Raw genomic sequence first — 24927 nt, 5'->3', positions numbered from 1 at the left:
TTTATGTTGGTGAATCTGTGTGATTACAAACAGAGCGTAACGCTCATCGCCAATAGCGGTGTGCAATTTCTGGATTTTGGGCTGACACCACAGGAATCTGCGCACCACGGCCGTTTTGTTCGCAAAACGGCAAACGGTCCCCTACTGCGTCTGGATTTCGATCTGGCGTCGGGACGCTATACCCTGCCGGGCAATACCGGTGGTCAACCCGAAGTCGTGAAACCGGAAAGCACGCAGACGCTGCATTATTCTCTGGACGTACTTGACGGTGTCTGGTTGCCGCTGCCGTTCCTGCGTTTTAACCCGCCCCGCACATTTGTTGAAGGCCCGGATAACTGGGCGCGCGTACAGGTGCGAAAACTCGCACAACCGGACAGTGCCGGCAATACTCACCGTGTCACGGTGGCGCTGGACAGTCAGTTGACTGAAGCCCCGGCAGCATTGACGCCAAATGAGAACGATCTGCTGAATGGCACGCGATTTGCGCTGGCCTGGCACGATAATGAGATCGCAGATTTCCTCGACCAGACGTGGATTGATGGCTGGCTACGCGAGTCCTTTTTGCAGCACGTCACGCAGCAAGAAAACCGTTCAGAGCAGGAGATCCAACAAGCGCTACGAAACTTTGAATACCAGGCGCACTGGCTGAATTTGTTGACCCTGCTAGGCGAACAACTTTCCGTCCCGGAAGTGAAGCTGGTGACCCATACGCTCAGCACACCCGCGATTCCTGTCGATCTGATTCTGGATATTGGCAATACCCATACCTGCGGCGTGTTGATTGAAGATCATGGCGATGCCAATGACGGTTTGCGTCAGACGGCCGAATTACAGGTGCGTTCATTAAGCGAACCACAGTTCCTCAACGATCCCCTGTTCACCAGCCGACTGGAGTTTTCCGAGGCGCGCTTTGGAAAGCAACATTTCTCCGTTGAGAGCGGTCGCGATGATGCATTTATCTGGCCGTCGATTGTCCGCGTTGGGGATGAAGCCCGTAAGCTGGCGATGCAGCGTATGGGAACGGAAGGCAGCAGTGGGATCTCCAGCCCACGTCGGTACTTATGGGATGAAACTCCCGTTTTACACGACTGGCGCTTTAGCCAGATGAACAGTAAAACGCAGCGCGAGCCGCTGGCTACCGCCTTCCCGCTGATGAATCTGATGAACGATGACGGTCAGCCGCTGTTCAGCCTGCCGCAAGATGATCGGCTGCCAGTGTTCTCACCACAATACAGCCGCAGTACGTTGATGACGCATATGTTGTGCGAGATTCTGGCCCAGGCGCTGGGACAAATTAACAGCGTAGCGACACGGCTGCGTCTCGGTTTCCCGGCCTCTCCACGCCAATTGCGTACGCTGATACTCACTCTGCCGTCAGCCATGCCAAAACAGGAACGTGAGATCTTCCGTCTGCGTATGTTTGAAGCCATTGCGCTGGTCTGGAAAGCAATGGGCTGGCACCCGCAGGACGAAGACTTTACCACCCGCAAACAGCAAGAAAAAAGCATCGTTCCCGTACCTGAGATCCAGATGGAGTGGGATGAGGCCAGCTGCGGGCAGTTGGTTTGGCTGTATAACGAAGCGATTTCACACTATGACGGGCACACAGAATCGTTCTTCAACGCCCTCGCCCGTCCGGACCGTCAGCCAGAACCCGGTGAAGTTAAAGGTCGTGCGCTGCGCGTCGCCTCCATCGATATTGGCGGCGGCACGACGGATATGGCCGTGGTCCATTATCAACTGGATGACGGCGTTGGGGCGAATGTCAAAATCACCCCGCATTTGCTGTTTCGTGAAGGCTTCAAAGTCGCTGGGGATGACATGTTGTTGGATGTCATACAACGCTGCATACTGCCCGCCCTGCAAACCCGCTTACAACAGGCTGGCGTGACCGATGCCGCCGCCCTGCTGGCCACACTGTTTGGTGATTCCGGGCGCATCGATACTCAGGCTATTTTGCGACAACAAACCGCATTACAACTCTTTATGCCACTGGGTCATGCGATGCTAAGTGCCTGGGAGCAAAGCGATATTAACGATCCCGTAGCGGGGTTGCACGCCACCTTTGGCGAACTGCTTTCACAGCGTCCAACGCGCAATGTGATGAACTATATCCAACAGGCTATCGATCATGCATTACCGTCTGGTTCACCGGCTTTTGATGTGCTGAGCGTTCCGTTGCAGGTGCAGTTCAGACAGTTGCAAGAAGCGCTGCTGGCAGGGCAATTTACCCTGACATCCCCTCTGCACGCCGTTTGTGAAGCGATTTCCCACTATCGTTGCGATATTTTGTTAGTCACTGGCAGACCCGCCTGTTTGCCGGGGGTTCAGGCGCTAATCCGCCATCTGCAACCCGTTCCGGTCAACCGCATGATCTGGATGGACAGCTATCGCGTACATGAGTGGTATCCGTTCAGCCAGCAAGGGCGTATCGGCAATCCAAAATCTACCGCTGCCGTTGGTGCGATGCTGTGTAGCCTGGCGTTGGATTTACGCCTGCCGCGCTTTAACTTTAAAGCTGCGGATATCGGCGCGTACTCGACGGTCCGTTACCTCGGTGTACTGGATAATACGGTCAATACGTTGCGCGATGAAAATATCTGGTATCACGACATCGATCTGGATAAACCTGGAGCAAAACTGGATACCCGTTTGCACTTCCCGCTGCGCGGTAACGTGACACTGGGCTTTCGCCAGTTAGCAAACAGCCGCTGGCCAGCCACTCCGCTGTATACACTGAGCATCAATTCTGCTGAGCTGGCAAAAACAATTGCCGGTGACGGTGTACTAAATGTACGGCTGCAACTGCGCGGCGGTAGCAAAGAGACGGGACCGGAATTTTTCGTTCTCAGTGATGCCTGGCTACAGGATGGCACGCCCGTTGCCGCCAATGCCCTAACGTTAAAACTGAATACACTGGCAGATCGTCGCCATAGCGGCAGCCATTACTGGATTGATAGCGGGAGTGTGTACCTGAAATGAGTAAGATGTTTAACACAGCACAAGCCGCCATCGAATGGGTGAATGACACACGCCAGCGTGCAGCGCGTCTTGATGATGAAGCGGATTCTCTGCTCGCTCAGCTCACCATCGCCGCGGTTACTGAGTCTGCGCTGCACACGGCGTTTTCATCGCGTGGCTGTGTGGGGCTGTACGGTCATTCGCAGCCAGCAAAAGCACATCTGTTGTCCGCACTGTGCAGCGACACCAGTGGGAAATTGAATATTGCTACACCGGATCGCAGCTTTGATTACTTTTCGCATATCAATCCGGGCCATGCGCCGACCAATATGGCGATCCGCTTTACGCGTGAAGATAATCCCGTTGATAGCGAGTGGCCTCTGCGTCTGCGCTTACTGAGTGAAGCGGAACTGGTGCAGCTGTTTATCACGCAGTTTTGCGCAATGCCCGACAGCCGCCAGGTTGAAAAATCGATTATTGAAGCCCGGTTAGAAAAATGGCAAACGCTGCGTCAGCGTCATCCGGTTCAGGGCGTCACGGCACATGACGTCGCCGCCATCGGCCGTTTCTGGCGCTCTTGTGTTCCTGCGAACCAGCAGCAAATTGATGATGCGCTATGGCATCAGTTTGCTACGTTGCTGCCGGCACTGGATCTGACCACCCGCGCTCACGCCTGGGCGCTGTTGTGGGGAGAACAACCAGAGTTAACGCAGCAATGGCTGGCATTAGCGCACACTTTGCAACAAACCGGACAGGCACACGAGCTAGCCGCACCGCTGAGTTTGCTGGTCGATCATTTTGGCTTGCCTGCCGAAAGCTTCCTGACCCAGGTCGCATTAACCGGGAACGACGCGCAAAGCGATGTGGTGGTTCATCCTGTTGAAAACCATCAGTTGCTTAACGCGGTCAGTCTGTCGCTGGAATCGCTGGCGCTGCTGACGCGTGAACTGGTGCTGACTGTTGAAGACTCCGTTTTGGAAAACGTCGACCTGCTCGATATCCCCCTCGCACCTGATGCTCACCCCAACCCGCTGTGGCGGGCCAAATTAGGCTGGATGCTGGAACAATACCGCCAGCATCTGCAACCCGATGTCCTGCTGATCTGCAACGCAGTGTCTTCACGCTCGCAGACACCGGCCATCACGCGCAAATTAATGAGCTGGGCCAACGATACCCAACCCGTACATGATGCGGCATTACCGGGGGTTGTGTGGGCCATTACGCCACAAGATGCTCGTTTTAGCACACAGCAAAACCTTGATGAGGCCGTGCAGCAATTAATGGGCAAGCCCGGGTTGCGCTGGGGGACATTGCAGGCACTGGATAAACACAGCTTGTTGCGCCTTACTGAATGGTTGTCGCAGGCGACATCAGCGCAACAACGCCAGTCTCGGCTAACGTCCCTGCATGAACAGCATCAACAGCATGTTCGGGAAACGCTGATGAGTTGGCTTAACGACAACGAAAGCGTGCCAGACTCCAGCGAGACAGTGATCCGCCAGCTTCAGGCCCAGGCAGCAAAGCATGGTGAACTTCTGGAGGGGCTACTACCACCGATGCGCTGCTTTGAGTCGTTGCTGCGTATCCAGCAGCCACGCGAAGAACAAGTCAGTGGACTCTTTAATGAAGAGATTGACCTGTTTGCCGATGCCCGGGAGCCATTGCACTCATCCGAAAGCAAAGAGACCGGGTATCAGGCGCACAAAATGTGGATCAACCATGTGCGTCAGTGGTGTCGTGATGACAATAATGCGCGCCGATTGCGGCTTGATCCGCGAACGCTTAGACAGGTAGCCGATATTCTTATCACTACCAGCTATCGGCTCGAGATGCCTCAGCGGCTTCAGCAGATTATGCAGCGAGAGAACGTCTGCGGGGCACAGTTACACGCCGATATCGGTGATTTTATTACCTGGCTTGGCTACGCCAACGTTGCAGAGGATCAACGCCCTGCCAGCAGAGTCCTCAAGGGCGCGGCTATTTTCAGTGCGCCAGTACAACAACCGATGTCGCGTCTGACTCAGTTGGATGAGCAGCCGCAGCACGGTGCAAGCCGACACGTTTACGACTGGCTGGTTGCTTTGTACACTCGTGCAAATGAAAACGTGGGATACCAGCATCCTCTGGACGTAACCAATGACGACAGACTGCGCTTAGTCGCTCTGTTGACCCCCTGATACGGCATTGACAGCGACATCAGAAAAGAGAAAACAGGAGTGCGACAGGAAAGCTCATCGGCCATGTCGCCCCGACTAATACCGCGCTCAGAAAGCGAATACGTTTTTTATCACGCGACAGAAACCAGGTGATGATTGCCGCAATAGCGGCCATTACCGCATAAAAAATCAACATTTTTTGGTACAGAGACATTTAGGGCATCCAGGCCAGAAGGGAAAATCGCGCGCAATATGCTCTCTTTCATGACCCACATCAAGTTTTATTCATTTTTTTAAGAAAAACGCCTGAAAAACAACCCACTTTCAATATGTTCAGATTTCGTACTATTGCGGATAGTTATAAGCCGTACTATACCCAAAGGGGTTAAAACGAAAGGTGGCAAAAATGAATGTTTCCAGTAAGACTGTGGTGCTGATAAATATATTTGCTGCTGTAGGACTTTTCAGCCTGATATCCGTAAGGTTCGGCTGGTTTGCTTGATGTGACTCTTTTTGATGAATTGCAGCGCCTGCTGGCAGAGAGAAAATCTTCTCTCTGCCATTAGTAAACGATCTTCCCACTCCGCCACTGCCCGGTAAATTATCCTTAATATGTAATACCCCTAATCCTTCTGCGGCATTATTCCCCCGTGATAGCGGGTCGGTGTTGTACCTGTTAGCTGCCGAAAAAACACGATGAAAGCACTGTCGCTAACAAATTCCAGCTGTTGCGCCACCTGGCTGACTGAGTCCCCCTCCGCCAACATCTCCATCGCTTTTAACAACCTGAATTGCTGCCGCCAGGTCTGATAGTTCATCCCTGTATCTCTGATAAAAATGCGGCTGATTGTTCGTTCGCAAGCACCGACCTGGCGGGACAACTGATTCAGTCGGGGCGGTAACGCCCCCATTCGAACCCCTTCCAGCCACCGATCCAGGCGAACATCAGAGGGAAACTGCAACGTCCAGTTTTCACGACGTGCAGCCCTGATTTCTTCACAAAAAACAGTGATGAGGCTGGCCTGCTGCGTTTCTGTCATCTGCCAGGGCCAGAATGCCATCCGTTCTATGACTTCAAAAAAGAGCGGGTTAACTTCGACAACCTGTAGTGGCAAGGCGGATAACGTCGGCAGAATGGTTGAAAAATATAATGACCGATAAGCCATCACCCCTCGCATGATGGCCCGGTGAACCGTACCCGCGGGGATCCAGACCGCACGGCGAGGCGGAAGAAGACACAGGGTATTTTCCAGTTCAATGGTGATGCACCCCGCCGCCGAAAAGAGTAACTGATGGCGAAGATGACTGTGCCGACCTGAATCATGTACGCCCATATCAGAGGCAATACCGACGACTGTTTCCTTAAAACCATCCGGGTCGAAGACATCATCAGGCGCAATTTTCATCATCTGTCCGATATTTGATATATAAAGTCCTGATAATGGTAATTAGACATTTTCTATTCAGCAATAATCCCCCCAAGTTTTTTGTTTCTCTGGATATTGTTATGAATATGACTCATCGACCGCCTTTATGGCTTCTCACATTACTGATTATGTTTCCACAACTGGTGGAAACCATTTACAGCCCGGCATTGCCAAATATCGCCACGTTTTTTCAAATAAGCAGTGAACGTGCGGCTCAAACACTTTCCGTTTATTTTGTCGCCTTTGCCGTGGGGGTTGCACTGTGGGGCTGGCTTAGCGACTGCATTGGACGGCGCAGGGCAATGATGGCTGGACTCCTCTGTTACGGGACGGGTTCCGTAATGGCGGTTATTGCCACTGATTTCAGCATCTTGCTGCTGGCCCGTATGGTATCAGCCATTGGCGCGGCCGCCGGGTCTGTGGTGGTGCAGACTATGTTGAGGGACAGTTATGAATCAACAACACTGTCCCGCATTTTTTCCATTATGGGCGCAGCACTGGCAATCAGCCCGGTTTTTGGTCTGGTGAGCGGAGGTTGGTTAGTCAGTCTATACGGTCATACGGGCGTTTTTACTGCGCTGGTATTGCTGGCGATACTGTTGCTAATGCTAACCGCAGCCTTATTGCCGGAAACACGGCCGGAGACGACGCGCCGACCACAATTAACGGGACTGGTCTCCCGCATGGTCAGGGACAGTACACTGTGGAAAAATGCCATGCTGGTTGCACTGTTGAATACCATGCTATTCAGCTATTACAGCCTGGCCCCGTTTCTTTTCGGACAGTTAGGATGGAGTTCCAGAGCATTTGGATGGACGGGATTCTTGCTTGCCCTCGCGTCACTCTCAGGCAGCCTGCTGAATCGCAAGCTGTTAATGATCGGTTTGTCATCGGAATATCTGATGCGCCATGCCTGTGCTTTAGCGCTGCTGTCTGGTCTCGCAGCATGGTGGCTACAGCATTCAGTCTGGATTCTGCTGCCTGTGGTCGGGGTTGTTGTTGCCTATGGCATCGCGATCCCCAATGTGCTGAGTCAGGCTCTGCATCACTATCGTGAACAGGCCGGGGCCGCGGGGGCTCTGTTCGGATTATGCTACTACCTGTTATTGGGAATGATGTTAGGGTTAGCGGGTATCGTGCAGCAACTGGGACTGGTTCTGACTGTCTGTGCGTTCATCGCCTGGCTATGTAGCCTGTGCCGTCGTTAGAACAATCACCTAAATAATCAGGCCCCGACATTGTGCCGGGGCCTGATTATGTGCAAATTAGCCTGACCTCGCGGATATTTCCAACTTACCGCCGTCCGATGGCGACGAGGCCAGTGGCGCGCATAGTATAGAGACACGTTTGTCGATATTTAGCTATCCGTGCCCCTTTTACCGTCAACGGTTTAAGATATTACTCATGCTTGATCATGACATGGCGAATCACCGTGTAATCTTCCAGTCCGTAGACCGACATGTCCTTGCCATAGCCTGATTGTTTTTGTCCCCCATGCGGCATTTCACTCACCAGAGTGAAGTGGGTGTTGACCCAGGTACAGCCATACTGCAGCCGGGCGCTCAGTCGGTGCGCGCGACCAACATCCCGCGTCCAGACTGACGATGCCAGTCCATACTTCGAATCATTGGCCCACGCCAGGACCTGATCTTCATCATCAAAGACGGTAACACTGACCACCGGACCAAAGACCTCGCGCTGCACAATAGCATCTTCCTGTTTCGCGCCCGCCAGCAACGTTGGCGCAAAATAGTAACCTGAACCCTCCACTTTTTTGCCGCCGGCGATGACCTTGATGTGTCCGAGCGCTTTCGCGTCATCAACCGCTTTTACTACCCTGTCAAGATGCGCCTGTGAGCTTAACGGTCCTAGTTCTGTCGTTTCATCATTCGGTGCGCCAATTTTCAGGCTGGCAACGGCGGCGCCGAGTTTTTCGACCAACGCATCATAGATGCCTTTTTGCGCGTAGATTCGACACGCAGCAGTGCAATCCTGTCCGGCGTTGTAGTACCCAAAGGTCCGTACACCACTGACCACCGCATCAAGATCGGCATCATCAAAAATAATCACCGGGGCTTTCCCACCGAGCTCCATATGCGTGCGTTTAATCGAAGGCGCAGTATGCTGGATAATATGTTCCCCGGTCACAATTGAGCCGGTCAGTGAAACCATGCGTACTTTTTCATGACCGGTCAGCGGATCGCCCACCGTTTTACCACGGCCAAACAGAACGTTAATCACGCCTGCCGGGTAAATATCTTTCGCATATTCCGCCAATTTAAGCGCCGTCAGCGGGGTAATTTCTGAAGGTTTAATCACCACACAGTTGCCGGCGGCCAGTGCCGGAGCCAGTTTCCATGCCGCCATCATGAGCGGATAGTTCCAGGGCGCGATGGAAGCCACCACACCTAACGGATCGCGACGAATCATGGAAGTATGCCCTTCCAGATATTCCCCGGCGGCCTGTCCTTGCAGGGTGCGCGCTGCCCCCGCAAAGAAACGGAAAACATCCACGATGGCCGGAATTTCATCATTAAGCACACAATGTAGCGGTTTACCGCAGTTGAGCGATTCCAGCTCCGCGAAGGTCTGTGCATTATCTGCAATGGTATCCGCCAGCTTTAACAACAGCTCCGAACGCACTTTCGGCGTGGTTTGGCCCCAGGCGGCAAACGCGTTGTCTGCCGCGCGCACTGCGGCATCAACCTGCATGGCTGACGCCTCAGCAATCTCCAGAATAAGTTCACCAGTGGCAGGGTTATAAACTGGTTGCTTTTCACCTTCACCGCTGACCAGCTCACCGTTAATCAGTAATTGATGTTGCATAGCAATTTCCCATATCGTCGTTTATTTACCGTTTCCGGCGACGGTGTCGCCTTCACGCGTTAGCCACCAGGCCCCTAAAATTGGCAATGTTGTTACCAGCATTACCAGCAATGCCACAACGTTGGTAACAGGCACATCTCGTGGACGGCCCAGTTGATTGAGCAGCCACAGAGGAAGTGTTCTTTCATGTCCGGCGGTGAACGTTGTCACGATGATTTCATCAAACGACAAGGCAAACGCCAGCATACCGCCCGCCAGCAGTGCTGATGCCAGATTGGGCAGCACGACATAACGAAAGGTTTGCCAGCCGTTGGCGCCAAGATCCATAGACGCTTCAACCAGACTCCATGAGGTGCGGCGAAAACGCGCCACGACGTTGTTAAAGACAACCACCACGCAAAACGTCGCATGACCCACCACGATCGTGAGAAAACCCGGCTCCAGGTTGATGGTCTTAAATGCCGTCAGCAGTGCCAGGCCGGTAATAATGCCCGGCAGCGCAATCGGCAACAGCAGCAACAGCGATATTGCGCTTTTACCGAAAAAATCCCTGCGCCATAGTGCAGCCGCCGCCAGCGTACCCAGTACCAGAGCGATTGCTGTCGACAACGCAGCGATTTTAAGTGACAACGTCACTGATTCAAGGATATCGCTACGCTGCGCCGCCACGCTAAACCAACGCAGTGTCAGTCCCTGCGGCGGAAAACTAAAAGCAGCCTCCTCTGTATTAAAAGCATAGGTGCCAATGATGAGGATGGGAAAGTGCAGAAAAAGAACCCCTCCCCATGCTGCCAGTTTGAGTAACCAGGGTGCGCGTTCAGAGTGCATCGAAAGCTCCCAGACGCTTCACGAACGCCAGATACAGTGCAATTAAGACAATTGGCACCAGAGTGAATGCCGCCGCCATTGGCATATTGCCGATAGCCCCTTGTTGCGAATACACCATGTTGCCGATGAAATATCCCGGCGGTCCCACCAGTTGCGGCACAATAAAGTCACCGAGCGTCAGTGAGAAAGTAAAGATAGAACCTGCGGCTATACCGGGTATTGCCAGCGGGAAAACCACATAGCGGAAGGTTTGACGAGGGCGCGCACCCAAATCAGCCGATGCCTGCAAAAGCGAGGGTGGAAGCCGTTCCAGAGCAGCCTGAACCGGCAGGATCATAAAGGGGAGCCAGATGTAGACAAAAACCAAAAAGCGCCCTAATCCCGATGTTGACAGCGTATTACCGCCGACAGCAGGCAAAGTGAGGAAAGCGGTCAACAGTGGCTCCAGCCCGAGATGGGTTAAAAACCACTGCGCCACGCCGTCTTTCGCTAACAGCAGCGTCCACGCATAGGCTTTGACGATATAGCTCGCCCACATCGGCAACATGACGGCAATGTAAAAAAAGGCTTTCATTTTGCCACTGGTATAGCGCGCCATATACCATGCCATCGGGAACGCCAGAATGGCGCTGGCAATCGTCACCGCCACCGCCATTGTCAACGTTCGTACAATGATGTCGTAATTGGCCGGATTAAACAGCGCCTGCAGATTCGCCAGCGTCAGGTCTGGCGTCACCGACATAGTGAAATCGTCGAAGGTGTAAAAACCTTGCCACAACAGCGTCAGCAACGATCCAAAGTAGACGATGCCAAACCACATCAACGGCCCGAGCAGCAGCAAAAACAGCCCAAGCCCTGGATTACGCCAGAAGAACCCCGAGATACGGTTCAGCTTTGTCGGCTGTGCGGGCGAATGTATGACGTTCATAGCCATTCACCTCTCCTCTATCAGCGGAACCATGACATCGCGTGACCACGATGCCATCACCTGCTGACCCGGCGACAGCGTCGACGGCAGCATTTCTCCCGTCAGGTTCGCCTGGCTCACCAGCAATTTTTCACCGCCCGCAAGTTTCAGCTCAAAACGCGTCGCCGCCCCCTGGTACTGCACCGCCTGAATGACCCCCCGAGCCTGAACCTCGCCCCCCATATCATTTAACCGAATATGTTCCGGGCGCAGCGAGAACATCCCCTGCAACCCGCAGACGTTTGCCGACATCGCTTCGTCAAAGACGTTTGACGTCCCCACAAAACTCGCCACAAACGGCGTGCGCGGACGCATGTAGAGTTCGCGGGGTGAATCCACCTGCTCGATACGACCATTGTTAAATACCGCTACACGATCGGACATCGACAGCGCCTCACCCTGATCGTGGGTGACAAAGATAAAGGTGATGCCGAGTGACTGCTGGAGTTTTTTCAGCTCCAGTTGCATCTGTTCGCGTAGCTTGAGATCCAACGCACCGAGTGGCTCATCCAACAGTAAAACGCGAGGCTCATTGACCAACGCACGGGCAATCGCGACACGCTGACGCTGTCCACCAGAGAGTTGTGATGGCTTGCGCTCATAGACAAAGCCGAGCGCAACCTTATCTAACGCTTCTCGCGCCCTGGCATGCCGCTGCTTTTTATCAATGCCTTTCACCATCAGCCCATAAGCCACGTTGTCGAGAATCGACATATGCGGGAATAGTGCGTAATCCTGAAACACCGTATTGACGTCCCGTTCCCAGGGCGGTAATTCACTGGCTTGCTTACCAAAAATTTTAATTGAACCGCCCGAAAGCTGTTCAAACCCTGCAATCATGCGCAGACAGGTCGTTTTGCCGGAGCCGGATGGCCCCAGCATAGAGAAAAACTCACCATCATTAATTGCAATACTTACCCCATCAACTGCACGAACATCCCCGTACAGACGCGAGACATTATGAAACTCCACTGCGTACGTCATAAAACCCCCAGCGGAATTAACGACCGCCCATAATGGCGATGTAATCCTGCGTCCAGCGACTGTAAGGAACGAATTTTCCACCTTCTGCGATTGGCGTTTTCCAGAAAGCAATCTTGTCAAAATAGCTATAGCCGTTGGTTTCACAGCCTTTTTCGCCCAGCAGCGGGCTGGCTTTACAACCTTCAGGGACTACCGGCAGAGATCCAAACCAGGCAGCGACGTCGCCCTGAACTTTCGGGGTTAATGACCAGTTCATCCATTTGTAAGCACAAACAGGATGCTTCGCTTCGCTATGCAGCATGGTGGTGTCAGCCCAACCGGTGACGCCCTCTTTCGGGAAAACCGTGGCAATTGGCTGGCCTTCAGCTTTCAGGGCGTTAGCCTGATAAGGCCAGGCGCTTGATGCCACCACACCTTCGTTTTTGAAGTCACTCATTTGTACAGTGGTGTCATGCCAGTAGCGATGGATCAGTGCGTGCTGATCGCTCAGGACTTTGGTGACCGCCTGATACTGTTTCTCGGTCAGCTGATAGGGATCGGTGATACCCAACTGCGGCTGAGTGGCTTTGACGAACAGCGCCGCATCGGCGATATAGATCGGACCATCGTACGCCTGGACTCGCCCTTTATTGCTTTTTCCGTCTTCAAGTTTTTGCTCGACGAACACCACGTTCCAGCTATCTGGCGGTGTTGGGAAAATTTTGGTGTTATACATCAGCAAGTTGGGCCCCCATTGATACGGAGTGCCGTAAACTTTCCCCCCGACGTTAAACCATTCTCCTTTGACCACACGCGGATCGATAATTTTCCAGTTTGGGATAAGCGCAGGATTTATAGGCTGGACACGTTTGCCCATAATCAGGCGCAGTGAAGCATCGCCAGACGCCGTCACCAGGTCATAGCCGCCTTTCGCCATCAGGCTCACCATTTCGTCTGATGTGGCCGCTGTTTTAACATTGACGGCACAACCGGTTTCCTTCTCAAACTGTGAAACCCAGTCATATTGTTTATCGGTTTGTCCACGTTCGATATAACCCGGCCAGGCAATAATATCCAGGCGCCCTTCCGGTTTATCTAATGATGTTGGGGGTTCGGCTGCCTGGGCTGTCATCAGCGTCATACTGAGTGCACACAAGCTACTGAGGGCAAATTGCTTGCTCATAACGTCTTACTCCTGTCGAAAAAATATTGAGCGGCAGCCTTGCCGTAAATATATGTCCTTTCCTAAAAATAGTCGGGGTGTTGAAAGCGTTCCTGCTGGCGCAAGGAAATTTAATCAGGTTGTGAGCTAACGCTCATTACGCCACGTGTTTAGCAAGGTGATTTAATCTTCTGGAGTATAGACAAGGAGTTAGGTGCCAAGGTGGCACCTGGAAGAACTATTGATATTTCGTATGGTGGCACCTGATATAAATAACATCAGGGTTTAACATTCACTATTTCTAAAATAAGAATGCGCTATTCTTTTATATTGAATAGCACATTCCGTTTTATTTCATCATCTCGCGAATTAATTTTCCAAGCTGCTTAACCGCCTGTTCTTCGCGTTCACCCCAGTGCCATGCGGTATTAAAACGAAAGAAACGTGACCATGTCCCTGAGGTTGAAAACATCTTACCTGGCGCAATGCTGATGTGGTGTGCCAGTGCCTGGGTGCTGAGCTCTCCCGCATCCAGCGGTTCTGGCAGTTCGAGCCACAGAAAATAACCGCTGTCGTTATGGTGTATTTTGACCTCTGCCGGAAGATGACGCAGCAACGTTTGCCAGGCCTGCTGTTTGCGTTCCGCCAGCTGACGACGCAGCCGTCGCAAATGCGCGTCATAACGCCGGGTCGACAGGTAGTCCACCAGCGCAAGCTGCATGGGGGAACTGGTGGATAAGGTGCTCATCAACTGGAGCCGCTGAATTCGACGGGCATGTTTCCCGGCAGCAACCCAACCGATGCGAAAGCCGGGGACCAGACATTTCGAGAACGATGAACAGTGCAACACCCTGTCCCCTCGATCCCAGGCTTTAGCCGGCAGCGGTTTCTCCCGGCCAAAATAGAGTTCGCTGTAAACATCATCCTCAATCAGCATCACATTGTATTTTTCCAATAATGCGACCAGATGGGCTTTTTTCTCTGCGCTGAGCGTAAAACCCAGTGGGTTTTGGCTGTTGGTCATCAGCCAGCAGGCTTTGACCGGGTACTCCTGTAGCGTCTGCTCCAGTGCGACAAGGTCGATTCCTTCCTTAACGTCGGTGGCAACGGACAACGCCTTCAGGCGCAATCGCTCCAGAGCCTGCAATGCGCCGTAAAAACACGGGTTTTCGACAATCACCCAGTCCCCCGGCTCAGTGACGGCCTGCAGGCTCAGGTTAAGCGCTTCAAGCGCGCCGGTGGTGATTACAATTTCATCCGGAGAAAGGGTCATTCCCTGTTGTGCATATCGACGGGCAATCGCATGACGCAGTTCATCATTTCCTGGCGGCAGGTTTTCGATAACACTCATGGCGGTAGCCGTTTTACTCACCTGAGCCAGCGAACGATTAAGCTGCTGAAGCGGAAATAAGCGCGGATCGGGGAAAGCGGATGCAAACGGCATCACTGATGCATCACGACTGGCCTGCAGCATGTCAAAGATGTAGGTGTTGATATCCACGGCTTCATCGCGCATGACCTGTATCTGCGGCACGGCGGCTTCGCGCTCGGGACGTGCAGCAACATAATAACCCGACTGTGGCCGGGCAATGATCCGCCCCTGACTTTCCAGCAGTTGGTAGGCATGCCCCACGGTCATAAAACTCATCCCGCTGCTTGCCACCTGCTCACGCAAAGAGGGCAACCGATCGCCTGGTTGCCATACGCCAGACGCGATTTGATCGCGAATTTGCTCCGCCAGTCGCTGGTACTTCTTCATTTTTCATCCTGATATTCGGTATCGGTGACAACCTCTGTATATATCAGTCTACATAAATAACGATTTTTTCAGAACTGTTATAGTTAACAGTTTTACAACATTGTTGGCAAAAGATCTTTGCCTGAGGCCCGGGCAGCTATCTGTACAGAATCAATTTTCGGGGTGTGCTTTAAGGCGAATAAACAGGTGATGTTCACATAGTAATCAGCACCGTCAATCACCGCAGGCCACGGGATAAACTCATTATCGTCGAAGTAAAATTCAAATGCGGTGACCAGATTGCATATCAGATCGTGCGACCTATAACAGCTGCACAACTGTTATGGTTAAAAAGAACTGTTCTGTTTCTGCCCCACATTCCGCCAGGGGCTTAGAATTGCGCCAAATCAATTTTGCCTGCGGAGTTAAGCATGTTCGGTCTTGACGCGTTTCACCTGGCGAGGATCCAGTTCGCGTTTACGGTATCCTTTCACATCATTTTTCCGGCCATTACTATCGGTCTTGCCAGCTATCTGGCGGTGCTGGAAGGTCTCTGGTTGAAAACCAAAAATCCAACCTGGCGTTCGCTGTATCATTTCTGGTCCAAAATCTTCGCCGTAAACTTTGGTATGGGCGTCGTGTCCGGGCTGGTGATGGCTTATCAGTTCGGTACTAACTGGAGCGGTTTTTCCGAGTTTGCCGGGAGCATCACCGGGCCACTACTGACCTATGAAGTGTTAACCGCTTTCTTCCTCGAAGCAGGTTTCCTCGGGGTCATGCTGTTTGGCTGGAACCGTGTGGGGCCAGGCCTGCACTTCTTCGCGACTTGCATGGTTGCGCTGGGGACAATTATTTCGACCTTCTGGATACTGGCCTCCAACAGTTGGATGCAGACCCCACAGGGCTATGAAATCGTCAATGGACAGGTCGTTCCTGTGGACTGGTTTGCCGTTATTTTCAACCCGTCATTCCCTTATCGCCTGCTGCATATGTCGGTCGCCGCCTTCCTGAGCAGCGCGCTGTTTGTCGCAGCGTCAGGGGCATGGCATTTATTACGCGGGAATAACACCCCGGCTATTCGCGCCATGTTTTCTATGGCGCTGTGGATGACGTTAATCGTCGCCCCGTTGCAGGCGTTGATTGGCGATATGCACGGGTTGAATACGCTTAAGCATCAGCCTGCCAAAATTGCCGCCATCGAGGGGCACTGGGAAAACCCGCCCGGCGAACCCACTCCGTTGCTACTGTTCGGTTGGCCAGATATGGAGCAAGAGCGTACCCGCTATGGGCTGGAAATTCCGGCGCTGGGAAGTCTAATTCTGACTCACAGCCTGGATAAACAGGTCCCGGCGCTAAAAGAGTTTCCTAAAGAAGACCGGCCCAATTCCACCATGGTGTTTTGGTCGTTCCGCATCATGGCGGGGCTTGGCATGCTGATGATCCTGTTGGGCACATTCGCCTTGTGGTTACGTTACAAGCAACGCCTGTATACCTCACGTCCCTTCCTGCGTTTCGCGCTGTGGATGGGGCCGTCTGGTCTGATCGCTATTCTGGCCGGTTGGGTCACCACTGAAGTTGGTCGTCAGCCGTGGGTAGTTTACGGTTTGCAACGCACAGCGGACGCGGTTTCCGCACATGGTGATTTGCATATGAGCATCAGTCTGCTGGCCTTCTTTGTGGTTTACAGTTCGGTCTTCGGTGTGGGCTATAGCTACATGATTCGCCTGATCCGTAAAGGGCCACAGGAAGATGACCCGACCCTTCCGCCAACTGGCACACCGGCACGGCCGCTTTCCGCTGCGGTCCTCGATTCTCAAGCTGAGGCTCATCGCTAATGGGTATTGATTTATCAGTTATCTGGTTTGTTATTATCGTGTTCGCCACGCTGATGTATATCGTGATGGACGGCTTTGATCTTGGGATCGGCATCTTATTCCCCGCCATTCAGGATGCTGATGACCGCGACGTGATGGTCAACAGCGTCGCACCAGTATGGGATGGGAATGAAACCTGGCTGGTACTGGGCGGCGCAGGATTATTTGGCGCATTTCCTCTGGCCTATGCGGTGATTGTCGATGCGCTGACGATCCCACTCACCCTGATGCTGATTGGCCTGATTTTTCGCGGCGTTGCCTTTGAGTTTCGTTTCAAAGCCACGCCTGCACACCGACCGTTCTGGGATAAAGCCTTTCTGGGCGGTTCAATTCTTGCCACGTTTACCCAAGGGGTAGTCGTGGGTGCGGTCCTCAATGGATTTTCCGTTACTGGCCGCAGCTACAGCGGTGGACCGTTTGACTGGCTAACGCCTTTCACGCTGTTTTGCGGGCTGGGGCTGGTCGTGGCCTACGCGCTGCTTGGCGCAACATGGCTGGTAATGAAAAGCGAAAACCCGCTACAGGATAAAATGCGCAATGTGGCAAAAAAACTGCTGCTGGCGCTGCTGGTCGTCATTGTCATTATCAGTTTGTGGACACCACTGGCACACAGTGCGATTGCCGATCGTTGGTTTAGCCTGCCAAATCTGTGGTTCCTGATGCCGGTTCCGCTGCTGGTCGCACTCATCAGCCTGTGGCTGTGGCGTTCTCTGGGTCAGCAACATAGTCATGCCCTGCCATTTATATTGACGCTGGGTTTAATTTTCCTCGGTTTCAGCGGTCTGGGGATCAGTATCTGGCCACATATTATTCCGCCGTCTATTACCCTTTGGCAGGCCGCGGCGCCGACGCAAAGCCAGGGCTTTATGTTGGTGGGAGCGCTACTGATTATCCCAATCATTCTGGTGTACACCTTCTGGAGCTACTACGTCTTTCGCGGCAAAGTTCAACATGGTGAGGGGTATCATTGATGGAACAATCAATCTGGAAACGTCTGATGTGGTTGGTGATCCTGTGGGGGGGAAGCGTATTAGCGCTGGCCGCCGTCGGTATGTTCTTTCGCCTGCTGATGACCGCGGCAGGCTTTAAATCCTGATAAACATGAATAAAAGCCGGGCGGCGCCTGCACTTCCCGGCGAACTCACCGCCCTCACTTATTAAACAAACGCGCAATAACTCTCGATTTTATGCAACGGACGATTGCCTTTACGGCAATTAAATTATTGAATAGTCACCCGGCGAAATTATCGCTACGTCCACAGCTAACGTGCCAGAGGGTGCATGATGTTTAAGAAAGGGTTAACGGTGTTATTGCTGGCCAGCGCGCTTTTCTCCGGCCAGCTTTTCGCTACTCATCAGGGACATGAATATCTTCAGGTACAGGATGCCGATCATTTGTTACGCCACACGGCAGACAGCGATGAGCTAAGAGTGACGGCGGAAGAATCCGCCGCCGATCTACGCGAACACCATCACTGGCAAAAATCACGCAAGCCAGATACACACCTGAGTTAGCCTTTCCGCTTCGGCAGTGTTTTCATCAGCTCATCAGGGCTGACAGAAGCCACTACGCTGCCCGGCAACGGCATTTTCAGAATGTGGTGTTTCATCTTGCCGATAACGTGCATTTCGCACGGTCGGCAATCAAATTTCAGCGTCAACACTTCATCACCATTTACCAATTGCATCGGTGTGGCTTTCCAGCTTTTGATATTCCCTTTTGCCTGTTTCGGACACAGATTGAATGCAAAACGCAGGCAATGCTTGGTAATCATCACCGGAACATCGCCCTTTTCTTCATGCGCTTCATATGCTGCATCAATCAACTGGACACCATAACGGTGGTAAAACTCACGCGCTTTATGGTTATAGACGTTTGCCAGAAAACTCAAATGCGTCTGCGGATAGACCGGTGCCGGCTGGGCAACGGGCTTACGACTGCCACGCTGGTAGTTTTCCAGACGCGCGGTATCCAGCATGTCGATGGCTTCGCGGCGAAGTTGGTTGAGTTGACCATTCGGAACAAACAGCGCCCCCGGCAGATTCACCTGAATATCACGGGCGTAGTACAGCGTCTGTCCAAGTTTTGCCAGACCATCCTGCAAATTACTCAACGCTTTTTCGGCATGGTTCGCTTCTTCAAACTGGCCATCCAGCGTATGGGTGATACTCACGCCGTCTTCACTGGTCAACGTCAGGATCAACTGTTCCTGCCAGCCACCTAATTCAATATCAACCGCGACACGGCGTTCGCTGGATGTCTTGGTTAACGCTTGCTGCCAGTTATGATCGAGATTGCGATTGAGCGGATGGTGCGGCCGCACTTTGTGCAGGTCCGATGGCATTTCATTCGGCCATACCCGATAACGGTTATTCCCCGTTTTTTCTACAGTATTGGCACGGAATCCAACCACATCACGCTTAATCAATACGTTCAGGCCATCCCCGTTTGCCAGTGGCTCCGTCACCTCGACATCAAGATAATCCTTCGCCACCTTCAGTACCTCACCCACTGGCAAGCCAATGAATTTAGGTGAGTCGAATGCGCCGATGTCGCCTTTACGGGCATTGACAAAATAGTCAGTGCTGCCGCGGTGGAACGTTTTCTCTGTAGATGGTGTGAAGAAATGCTCAGTGCGACCTGCGGATGAACGTGCCAGATCGCCGCGTTCTTCGATGATGGCATCCAGCATCTGCCGATAATGTGCAGTGATGTTCTTCACATAGCTCATGTCTTTGTAGCGCCCTTCAATTTTGAAGGAACGTACTCCGGCATCAATCAATGCACCGAGGTTGGCGGTCTGATCATTATCTTTCATCGACAGCAGGTGTTTTTCATACGACACCACCCGGCCCTGATCGTCTTTCAGGGTATACGGTAGTCGGCAGGCTTGTGAACAGTCGCCGCGGTTAGCGCTGCGCCCGGTTTGCGCATGAGAGATATAACACTGGCCTGAATAAGCAACGCATAACGCACCGTGGATGAAAAACTCGATCGTCGCGTCCGTCGCCTGATGAATCGCATGAATCTGCTCAAGACTCAGTTCGCGCGCCAGTACAATCTGCGTGAATCCGACGTCAGAAAGAAACTTCGCCTTCTCAACGCTGCGAATATCACACTGGGTACTGGCATGCAGTTCAATCGGCGGGATATCCAGTTCCATAATCCCCATATCCTGCACAATCAGCGCATCAACACCCGTCTGATACAAATCGGTAATTAACCGCTGAGCAGGTTCCAGCTCATCATCATGCAAAATCGTGTTTAACGTCACAAAGATTTTCGCCCCATATCGATGAGCGAATGGCACCAGTTCAGCGATGTCTTTCAGGCTGTTACTGGCGTTGTGACGCGCACCAAAACCGGGGCCGCCAATGTATACGGCATCCGCGCCGTGCAAAATGGCTTCGCGCGCAATGGCGGTATCACGAGCCGGGCTTAACAATTCAAGGTGATGAGGTTGCTGGCGCATACAGTTGTTACCATCCACAAGCGGTAAAAATGGCGGCTATTGTAGTCAGAAGCGCGGCATTTCGGAATAGTTTTCCCGATTAACCGCGTGGGTAATGGATCAGGGAATGAAAGTGAACCGTCTGTTCGCCACTGTTACGATAACTATGTGCAGTATCCCCCGCAAAACGGACACCCTCACCTGATTTGATGGTTCGCCACTGCCCATCAATGCACATATCCAGCAGGCCACTAATCACCACTACGTGCTCAATCACACCGGTTTCATGCGGGGTAGATTCGCTCAACGCCCCCGGTGCCAGCAATATTGAAAAATGGTCAAAGCAGAGTTGTGGGTCCCATGGAAACAGCGGTGTCACTATCATTGCCTGCTGTTGGGGATCAAACGTCGCTGTGCCTGCTGACTCTGGTGGTGAAATAAACGTCGAAAACGGCACGTTCAGTCCGGTGGCAATTTTCCATAGCGTCGCCACTGTTGGACTGGATTCATTGCGTTCTATCTGTCCCAACATGGCCTTAGATACACCCGTTTCTTCTGCCAGACGCGACAGACTCCATTCCCGCTGGTGACGTAATGTCCGGAGCGTGGTAGCCAGATAGTGGGTTAAATTGTCCATTGTCACCTTCCTCTATCTCCTGTTTCTGTTCATCAGCTTATCACTTGTACGCTATAACGCACAGTGCTACAGTGAATGACCGTTATAACGCACGCGGAGTCGCTATGCGCACATTATCAATCCCTTTGCCCACCGTTTTATCTGGTTTTGTTGCCGTGCTGGTCGGCTATGCAAGCTCAGCAGCCATCATCTGGCAAGCGGCGATAGCCGCAGGCGCAACAACCGGGCAGATTGCTGGCTGGATGACCGCACTGGGAATCGCGATGGGCGCGAGTACGCTGGCATTGTCAGTGTGGTATCGTGCTCCCATCCTGACCGCCTGGTCTACGCCTGGTGCTGCGCTGCTGGTTACGGGTCTGCAAGGCGTGACCATTCAGGATGCTATCGGCGTTTTTATTGTTGCTAACGCGTTGATAGTCCTGTGTGGTGTGACGGGGTTGTTTGCACGTCTGATGCAGATAATCCCACACTCACTGGCATCGGCAATGCTGGCCGGGATCCTACTGCGTTTTGGTTTGCAGGCATTCAATAGCCTTAATAATGAACTTCTCCTGTGCGGCAGCATGCTGCTGGCGTGGCTGGTGCTAAAAGTTGTCGCCCCCAGATACGCCGTCATTGCTGCCATGCTGGTGGGTATTGCCATCGCACTGCTAAAAGGTGACATTGTCACTAATGACATTGATTTATCTCCGGTGATGCCTGAATTCATCGCCCCTCACTTTTCTCTTGCATACAGTATCAGCATCGCAGTGCCGTTCTTCCTGGTCACCATGGCGTCACAAAATGCCCCGGGTATTGCCACCATGAAAGCGTCAGGTTATTCCTTGCCCGTTTCACCGCTGATTATTTTCACGGGGCTGCTGGCGTTACTGTTTTCTCCCTTTGGCGTCTACTCCATCTGTATTGCCGCCATCACCGCTGCAATTTGCCAGAGTCCGGATGCGCATCCGGATGCCCGGCGACGCTGGTTAGCCGCTGCCGCTGCCGGAATGTTCTACCTTCTGGCCGGGGTGTTTGGTGGGTCGGTAACCGGATTGATGGCCGCTTTGCCGGCAAGCTGGATCCAGATGCTGGCTGGGCTGGCCTTGCTCGGTACGATTAGCGGTAGTCTGTATCAGGCATTGCTTCATGAAGCTGAGCGAGATGCTGCCATCGTCACCTTTCTGGTTACTGCCAGTGGTTTGACTTTATTGGGGATCGGTTCTGCGTTCTGGGGATTAATCGCCGGAGGGATATGTTATGCCGTGCTGAGGTTATCGCGACGCACGTAATTGCGTTGGCGTCTTGCCCGTCACCTGCTTAAACCGGTTGCTAAAATGGCTTGCTGAACTGAATCCGCAAGCCATTGCGATATCTGACAAACTACGTGAAGAATAACAGACCAGTTGCTGCGCCAGCGCCATACGACGCTGCATAACATACTGATGCGGGGCCATATTCATCGACTGGCGAAACATTCTGGCAAAGTGGAAATCGCTCAGTGCCGCTTCGCCAGCCAAATCGCTGAGGGTCATTGGGTAGGCCAGATGTGCGTCAATATAGGCCAGCACGTTGCGCAATGTCGCTGGCGCAAGCCCACCAGTTACCACCGGCGGCCGCCATTGAACATTGCTGTAATGCTGAATCAGGTGCGTCAGTAACAGCGAAGATGCCGCACTGAGCGTCAGGTGATTAGCCGGTTGCTGCCAGTCATTACCCAGTAAAAACTGGCGATAAACCGCCGTGATCCCCGGATCGCTGCCGAACGTGTGTTCGTCCAGCGTGAAGCTATAAGGGCTTTTGTCCCACACTTTCTCACCCACTTCCCGTAGATGCGCGTCGGTACAATAAAGATGTACAAAGGAGAGATCGTCACGAATGTCCCAACTGGATTCGCTGTCTTTCGGCATCAGGCAGAAGCGATCCGGGCCGCCGCCGTTTTTCCAGCCCCCAGCCGTCTTGTGATAGCTCTCGTAGCCATCCGCGACATATAAGCTGAGTGTGTGGTGATCGCAATATTGGGTAATGGTGTCGCGTTTGTTTGACCACGCCGCCAGTTGGATACCTGAATGTAACGCAACCGATTCATGCAGCACGGCATTATGTTTGCGTAAGTTTTCAAAGGCGCCATAGGGCTGAGACATACCATCACATTCAGAATAAGTTAGCAGGCTTTCAGTCTATATCAGCGACATGTTGTTAACAGCCTCCTTTTCATGTTTGCGAGAAAAAAGCGCAAGATTTTGCAAGTCGACCGCAATCAGATGAAAGCCAACCCCAGCCAGTCATGCCACTCTGTGCGCTTAAATACAAAAATGAGAGAGATGTATGAACGCATTGTTGTACTGCCTGGTGGTCGTGATATGGGGAACGACATGGATTGCCATTTACCTGCAGCAAGGGCCCGTTGCTGCTCCGGTCTCTATCTTTTGGCGCTTTGCGGTCGCCAGCTCGGTGATGATCCTTCTCCTGCTGTTCAGCGGCAAATTGCGTAAGCTCTCCGGGCGCGACCATCTGTTTTGTCTGTTACAGGGCGGCTGTGTTTTTTGCTTCAATTTCTGGTGTTTTTACACGGCAGCGGCCTGGATTAACACCGGTCTGGAATCAGTAATTTTCTCGATGGCCGTGCTGTTTAATGCGGTGAATAGTTTTGTATTTTTTGGTCAAAAACCACCGCTACGCTTTTATTTCGCCGCGGCGCTGGGGTTGACGGGTATCATCACCCTGTTCTGGCAGGATTTGGTCAATAGCGGCCTGAATCACTCGCTTCTGCTGGGTATTGGTTTAAGCGCTCTGGGAACGTTTGGTTTTTCCCTGGGCAATATGATAAGCCTGCGTCATCAGAAAAAAGGACTGGAGGTGATGACCACCAACAGCTGGGCCATGCTGTACGGTACCTTGCTGATTGCCACCATTGCACTGGTTCGCGGTGATGACTTCACACCGGAGTGGACGTTTAGCTACCTTAGCGCACTGTTGTATCTGGCTATTTTTGGCTCTGTAATTGCCTTTGGCGCTTATTTCACACTGGTAGGACGCATCGGTCCGAGTAAGGCCGCTTACAGTACGTTGCTTTTCCCTCTGGTGGCGCTCACGCTGTCAACGCTGTATGAAGGGTATGTCTGGCAGGCTAACGCGATTGCCGGTTTAGTGCTGATTTTGCTGGGAAATCTGGTGATGTTTGCACGCCCGGAAGCCTTGATGGGAAAACTGTTGTACCGTCGGCGAGTGGCATAAAAAAACGCACCATCCGCAGATGGTGCGTTCTTCATTATTATTTTTTGTTCACATCAAACATGGAGGCATCTGTCGCCATGTCATCAACAACTTTCTTCAACGTTTCGAACGCCATTGGCGTGCTTTCGTTGTTCAGGTCTTTACCTTCACCCTGACGCACAACTTTAATCACAGGTTTATTGGTTGCCGGATCGATCAGCTCACCCTCAAAATAAAGGTGGGTATCCATGGTACGGTGACCCGTCGCCATTTGTGTTCCTGCAACGAGCAGCGCAACCGGGATCACTTCATAGAATTGCAGACCTTCTTTGCTGGTCGCAACACCGGTGATTGCCCCGCGGAAAATCAGACTGCGTGGCCCTGGTGTTGCCACCAGAGGTTTGCGCTTGCTGATGGCCGTTTTCATCTGCGTGTTGGTGTAGTTCAACAGTTGGTCAAGAACCTTCTGTCCTACCTGCGTAGTAGGTTTAGGAACCGGGTAATACGTTATCGGGTTATACACGATACTGTCATATTTGGATTCATTATAGTTCGGGTCAACCCAACGAAGTACCGGTTGTCCCGTTGCTGATTTTGTTTCCTTCAGGTCAGAATAATTTTTTAAAAACCCAGAATATTTATCCGGCTGCGTCACTTTTGACGCACAGCCCGATAATGCCAACAGACCAGTAAGCACTGCAACTTTAAATAAAGTTTGAGTACGCATGAAACGATCCCTTT

The 24927-nt window shown here is 52.5% G+C and carries 22 protein-coding genes; 10 read left to right on the top strand and 12 right to left on the bottom strand.

Features of this window, described 5'->3' with window-relative positions; translation table 11 throughout:
- The first annotated feature begins 3 nt into the window (after nt 1–3).
- Both NNO08_RS12555 and NNO08_RS12550 read left to right on the top strand, forming a co-directional pair.
- Nucleotides 4–2982, top strand: a complete 2979-nt coding sequence (locus NNO08_RS12555) for a virulence factor SrfB (RefSeq protein ID WP_271456842.1) — start codon at nt 4–6, stop codon at nt 2980–2982.
- Complete coding sequence (locus NNO08_RS12550) at nt 2979–5138, top strand: virulence factor SrfC family protein (RefSeq protein WP_271456841.1); 2160 nt, start codon at nt 2979–2981, stop codon at nt 5136–5138. The genes NNO08_RS12555 and NNO08_RS12550 overlap by 4 nt, the downstream gene beginning before the upstream one ends.
- A gap of 19 nt (nt 5139–5157) precedes the next feature.
- On the opposite strand, the gene NNO08_RS12545 is transcribed toward NNO08_RS12550, so the two are convergent.
- Nucleotides 5158–5331: a GhoT/OrtT family toxin gene (locus NNO08_RS12545; protein ID WP_137381813.1), complete on the bottom strand. Its 174-nt coding sequence runs from the start codon at nt 5329–5331 to the stop codon at nt 5158–5160.
- A 192-nt stretch (nt 5332–5523) separates the two neighbouring features.
- Here NNO08_RS12545 and yncL point away from each other — a divergent pair, with 192 nt between their 5' ends.
- Nucleotides 5524–5619 carry a stress response membrane protein YncL gene (gene yncL / locus NNO08_RS12540; protein WP_071828932.1) on the top strand — a complete coding sequence of 32 codons (96 nt, stop codon included), beginning with the start codon at nt 5524–5526 and terminating at the stop codon, nt 5617–5619.
- Nucleotides 5620–5740: 121 nt separating this feature from the next.
- Here the strand turns inward: yncL and NNO08_RS12535 are convergent, their stop codons facing one another.
- Nucleotides 5741–6523 carry an AraC family transcriptional regulator gene (locus NNO08_RS12535; RefSeq protein ID WP_271456857.1) on the bottom strand — a complete coding sequence of 261 codons (783 nt, stop codon included), beginning with the start codon at nt 6521–6523 and terminating at the stop codon, nt 5741–5743.
- A 101-nt stretch (nt 6524–6624) separates the two neighbouring features.
- Between NNO08_RS12535 and NNO08_RS12530 the strand changes: the two genes are divergently transcribed.
- On the top strand, nt 6625–7752 hold the full coding sequence (locus NNO08_RS12530) for a multidrug effflux MFS transporter (RefSeq protein ID WP_271456840.1): 1128 nt from the start codon (nt 6625–6627) through the stop codon (nt 7750–7752).
- Between the two features lie 190 nt (nt 7753–7942).
- On the opposite strand, the gene patD is transcribed toward NNO08_RS12530, so the two are convergent.
- The 6 genes from patD to NNO08_RS12500 all read right to left on the bottom strand — a co-directional run bounded on the left by patD (nt 7943) and on the right by NNO08_RS12500 (nt 15049).
- Entirely contained in the window at nt 7943–9370 is a 1428-nt protein-coding gene (gene patD / locus NNO08_RS12525; protein WP_271456839.1) for an aminobutyraldehyde dehydrogenase, read from the bottom strand.
- 21 nt (nt 9371–9391) lie between these two features.
- Nucleotides 9392–10198 (bottom strand): ABC transporter permease, encoded by an 807-nt coding sequence (locus tag NNO08_RS12520; protein WP_005126751.1) that lies wholly within the window; start codon nt 10196–10198, stop codon nt 9392–9394.
- On the bottom strand, nt 10188–11132 hold the full coding sequence (locus NNO08_RS12515) for an ABC transporter permease (RefSeq protein ID WP_005126750.1): 945 nt from the start codon (nt 11130–11132) through the stop codon (nt 10188–10190). The genes NNO08_RS12520 and NNO08_RS12515 overlap by 11 nt, the downstream gene beginning before the upstream one ends.
- Complete coding sequence (locus tag NNO08_RS12510; RefSeq protein ID WP_271454706.1) at nt 11133–12149, bottom strand: ABC transporter ATP-binding protein; 1017 nt, start codon at nt 12147–12149, stop codon at nt 11133–11135.
- A gap of 16 nt (nt 12150–12165) precedes the next feature.
- Nucleotides 12166–13311 (bottom strand): putative ABC transporter substrate-binding protein YdcS, encoded by a 1146-nt coding sequence (ydcS, locus tag NNO08_RS12505; protein WP_271456838.1) that lies wholly within the window; start codon nt 13309–13311, stop codon nt 12166–12168.
- Nucleotides 13312–13639: 328 nt separating this feature from the next.
- Nucleotides 13640–15049, bottom strand: coding sequence for an aminotransferase-like domain-containing protein (locus tag NNO08_RS12500; RefSeq protein WP_271456837.1), 1410 nt, complete (start codon nt 15047–15049; stop codon nt 13640–13642).
- 410 nt (nt 15050–15459) lie between these two features.
- Between NNO08_RS12500 and NNO08_RS12495 the strand changes: the two genes are divergently transcribed.
- The 4 genes from NNO08_RS12495 to NNO08_RS12480 all read left to right on the top strand — a co-directional run bounded on the left by NNO08_RS12495 (nt 15460) and on the right by NNO08_RS12480 (nt 18417).
- On the top strand, nt 15460–16863 hold the full coding sequence (locus tag NNO08_RS12495) for a cytochrome ubiquinol oxidase subunit I (protein ID WP_271456836.1): 1404 nt from the start codon (nt 15460–15462) through the stop codon (nt 16861–16863).
- Nucleotides 16863–17873 carry a cytochrome d ubiquinol oxidase subunit II gene (gene cydB, locus NNO08_RS12490; RefSeq protein ID WP_271456835.1) on the top strand — a complete coding sequence of 337 codons (1011 nt, stop codon included), beginning with the start codon at nt 16863–16865 and terminating at the stop codon, nt 17871–17873. The genes NNO08_RS12495 and cydB overlap by 1 nt, the downstream gene beginning before the upstream one ends.
- The gene (locus tag NNO08_RS12485) at nt 17873–17998 is read left to right on the top strand and encodes a DUF2474 domain-containing protein (RefSeq protein WP_124021191.1); all 126 of its coding nucleotides are present in this window, start codon (nt 17873–17875) and stop codon (nt 17996–17998) included. Before cydB ends, NNO08_RS12485 begins: the two co-directional genes overlap by 1 nt.
- Nucleotides 17999–18186: 188 nt before the next feature.
- A complete protein-coding gene (locus NNO08_RS12480; RefSeq protein WP_005126741.1) occupies nt 18187–18417 on the top strand; it encodes a DUF2554 family protein in 231 nt (76 codons plus the stop codon).
- Here the strand turns inward: NNO08_RS12480 and NNO08_RS12475 are convergent.
- The gene (locus NNO08_RS12475; RefSeq protein WP_271456834.1) at nt 18414–20375 is read right to left on the bottom strand and encodes a peptidase U32 family protein; all 1962 of its coding nucleotides are present in this window, start codon (nt 20373–20375) and stop codon (nt 18414–18416) included. The genes NNO08_RS12480 and NNO08_RS12475 overlap by 4 nt on opposite strands.
- A gap of 79 nt (nt 20376–20454) precedes the next feature.
- Complete coding sequence (locus NNO08_RS12470; RefSeq protein ID WP_271454708.1) at nt 20455–20991, bottom strand: helix-turn-helix domain-containing protein; 537 nt, start codon at nt 20989–20991, stop codon at nt 20455–20457.
- 104 nt (nt 20992–21095) lie between these two features.
- Here NNO08_RS12470 and NNO08_RS12465 point away from each other — a divergent pair, with 104 nt between their 5' ends.
- Complete coding sequence (locus tag NNO08_RS12465) at nt 21096–22262, top strand: benzoate/H(+) symporter BenE family transporter (RefSeq protein WP_271456833.1); 1167 nt, start codon at nt 21096–21098, stop codon at nt 22260–22262.
- Here NNO08_RS12465 and NNO08_RS12460 read toward each other — a convergent pair.
- Nucleotides 22245–23114 (bottom strand): helix-turn-helix domain-containing protein, encoded by an 870-nt coding sequence (locus tag NNO08_RS12460; RefSeq protein WP_271456832.1) that lies wholly within the window; start codon nt 23112–23114, stop codon nt 22245–22247. The genes NNO08_RS12465 and NNO08_RS12460 overlap by 18 nt on opposite strands.
- A 184-nt stretch (nt 23115–23298) precedes the next feature.
- Here NNO08_RS12460 and NNO08_RS12455 point away from each other — a divergent pair, with 184 nt between their 5' ends.
- A complete protein-coding gene (locus NNO08_RS12455; protein ID WP_271456831.1) occupies nt 23299–24207 on the top strand; it encodes a DMT family transporter in 909 nt (302 codons plus the stop codon).
- A gap of 37 nt (nt 24208–24244) precedes the next feature.
- Here the strand turns inward: NNO08_RS12455 and NNO08_RS12450 are convergent, their stop codons facing one another.
- Nucleotides 24245–24913: a DUF3313 domain-containing protein gene (locus NNO08_RS12450; protein WP_137381800.1), complete on the bottom strand. Its 669-nt coding sequence runs from the start codon at nt 24911–24913 to the stop codon at nt 24245–24247.
- Nucleotides 24914–24927 lie beyond the last annotated feature (14 nt).

The organism is Citrobacter sp. Igbk 17 (assembly GCF_028069775.1).
Lineage (GTDB): Bacteria > Pseudomonadota > Gammaproteobacteria > Enterobacterales > Enterobacteriaceae > Citrobacter.
The sequence above is the reverse complement of the archived record's forward strand: the minus strand, read 5'-3'. Positions and strand labels throughout refer to the sequence as shown.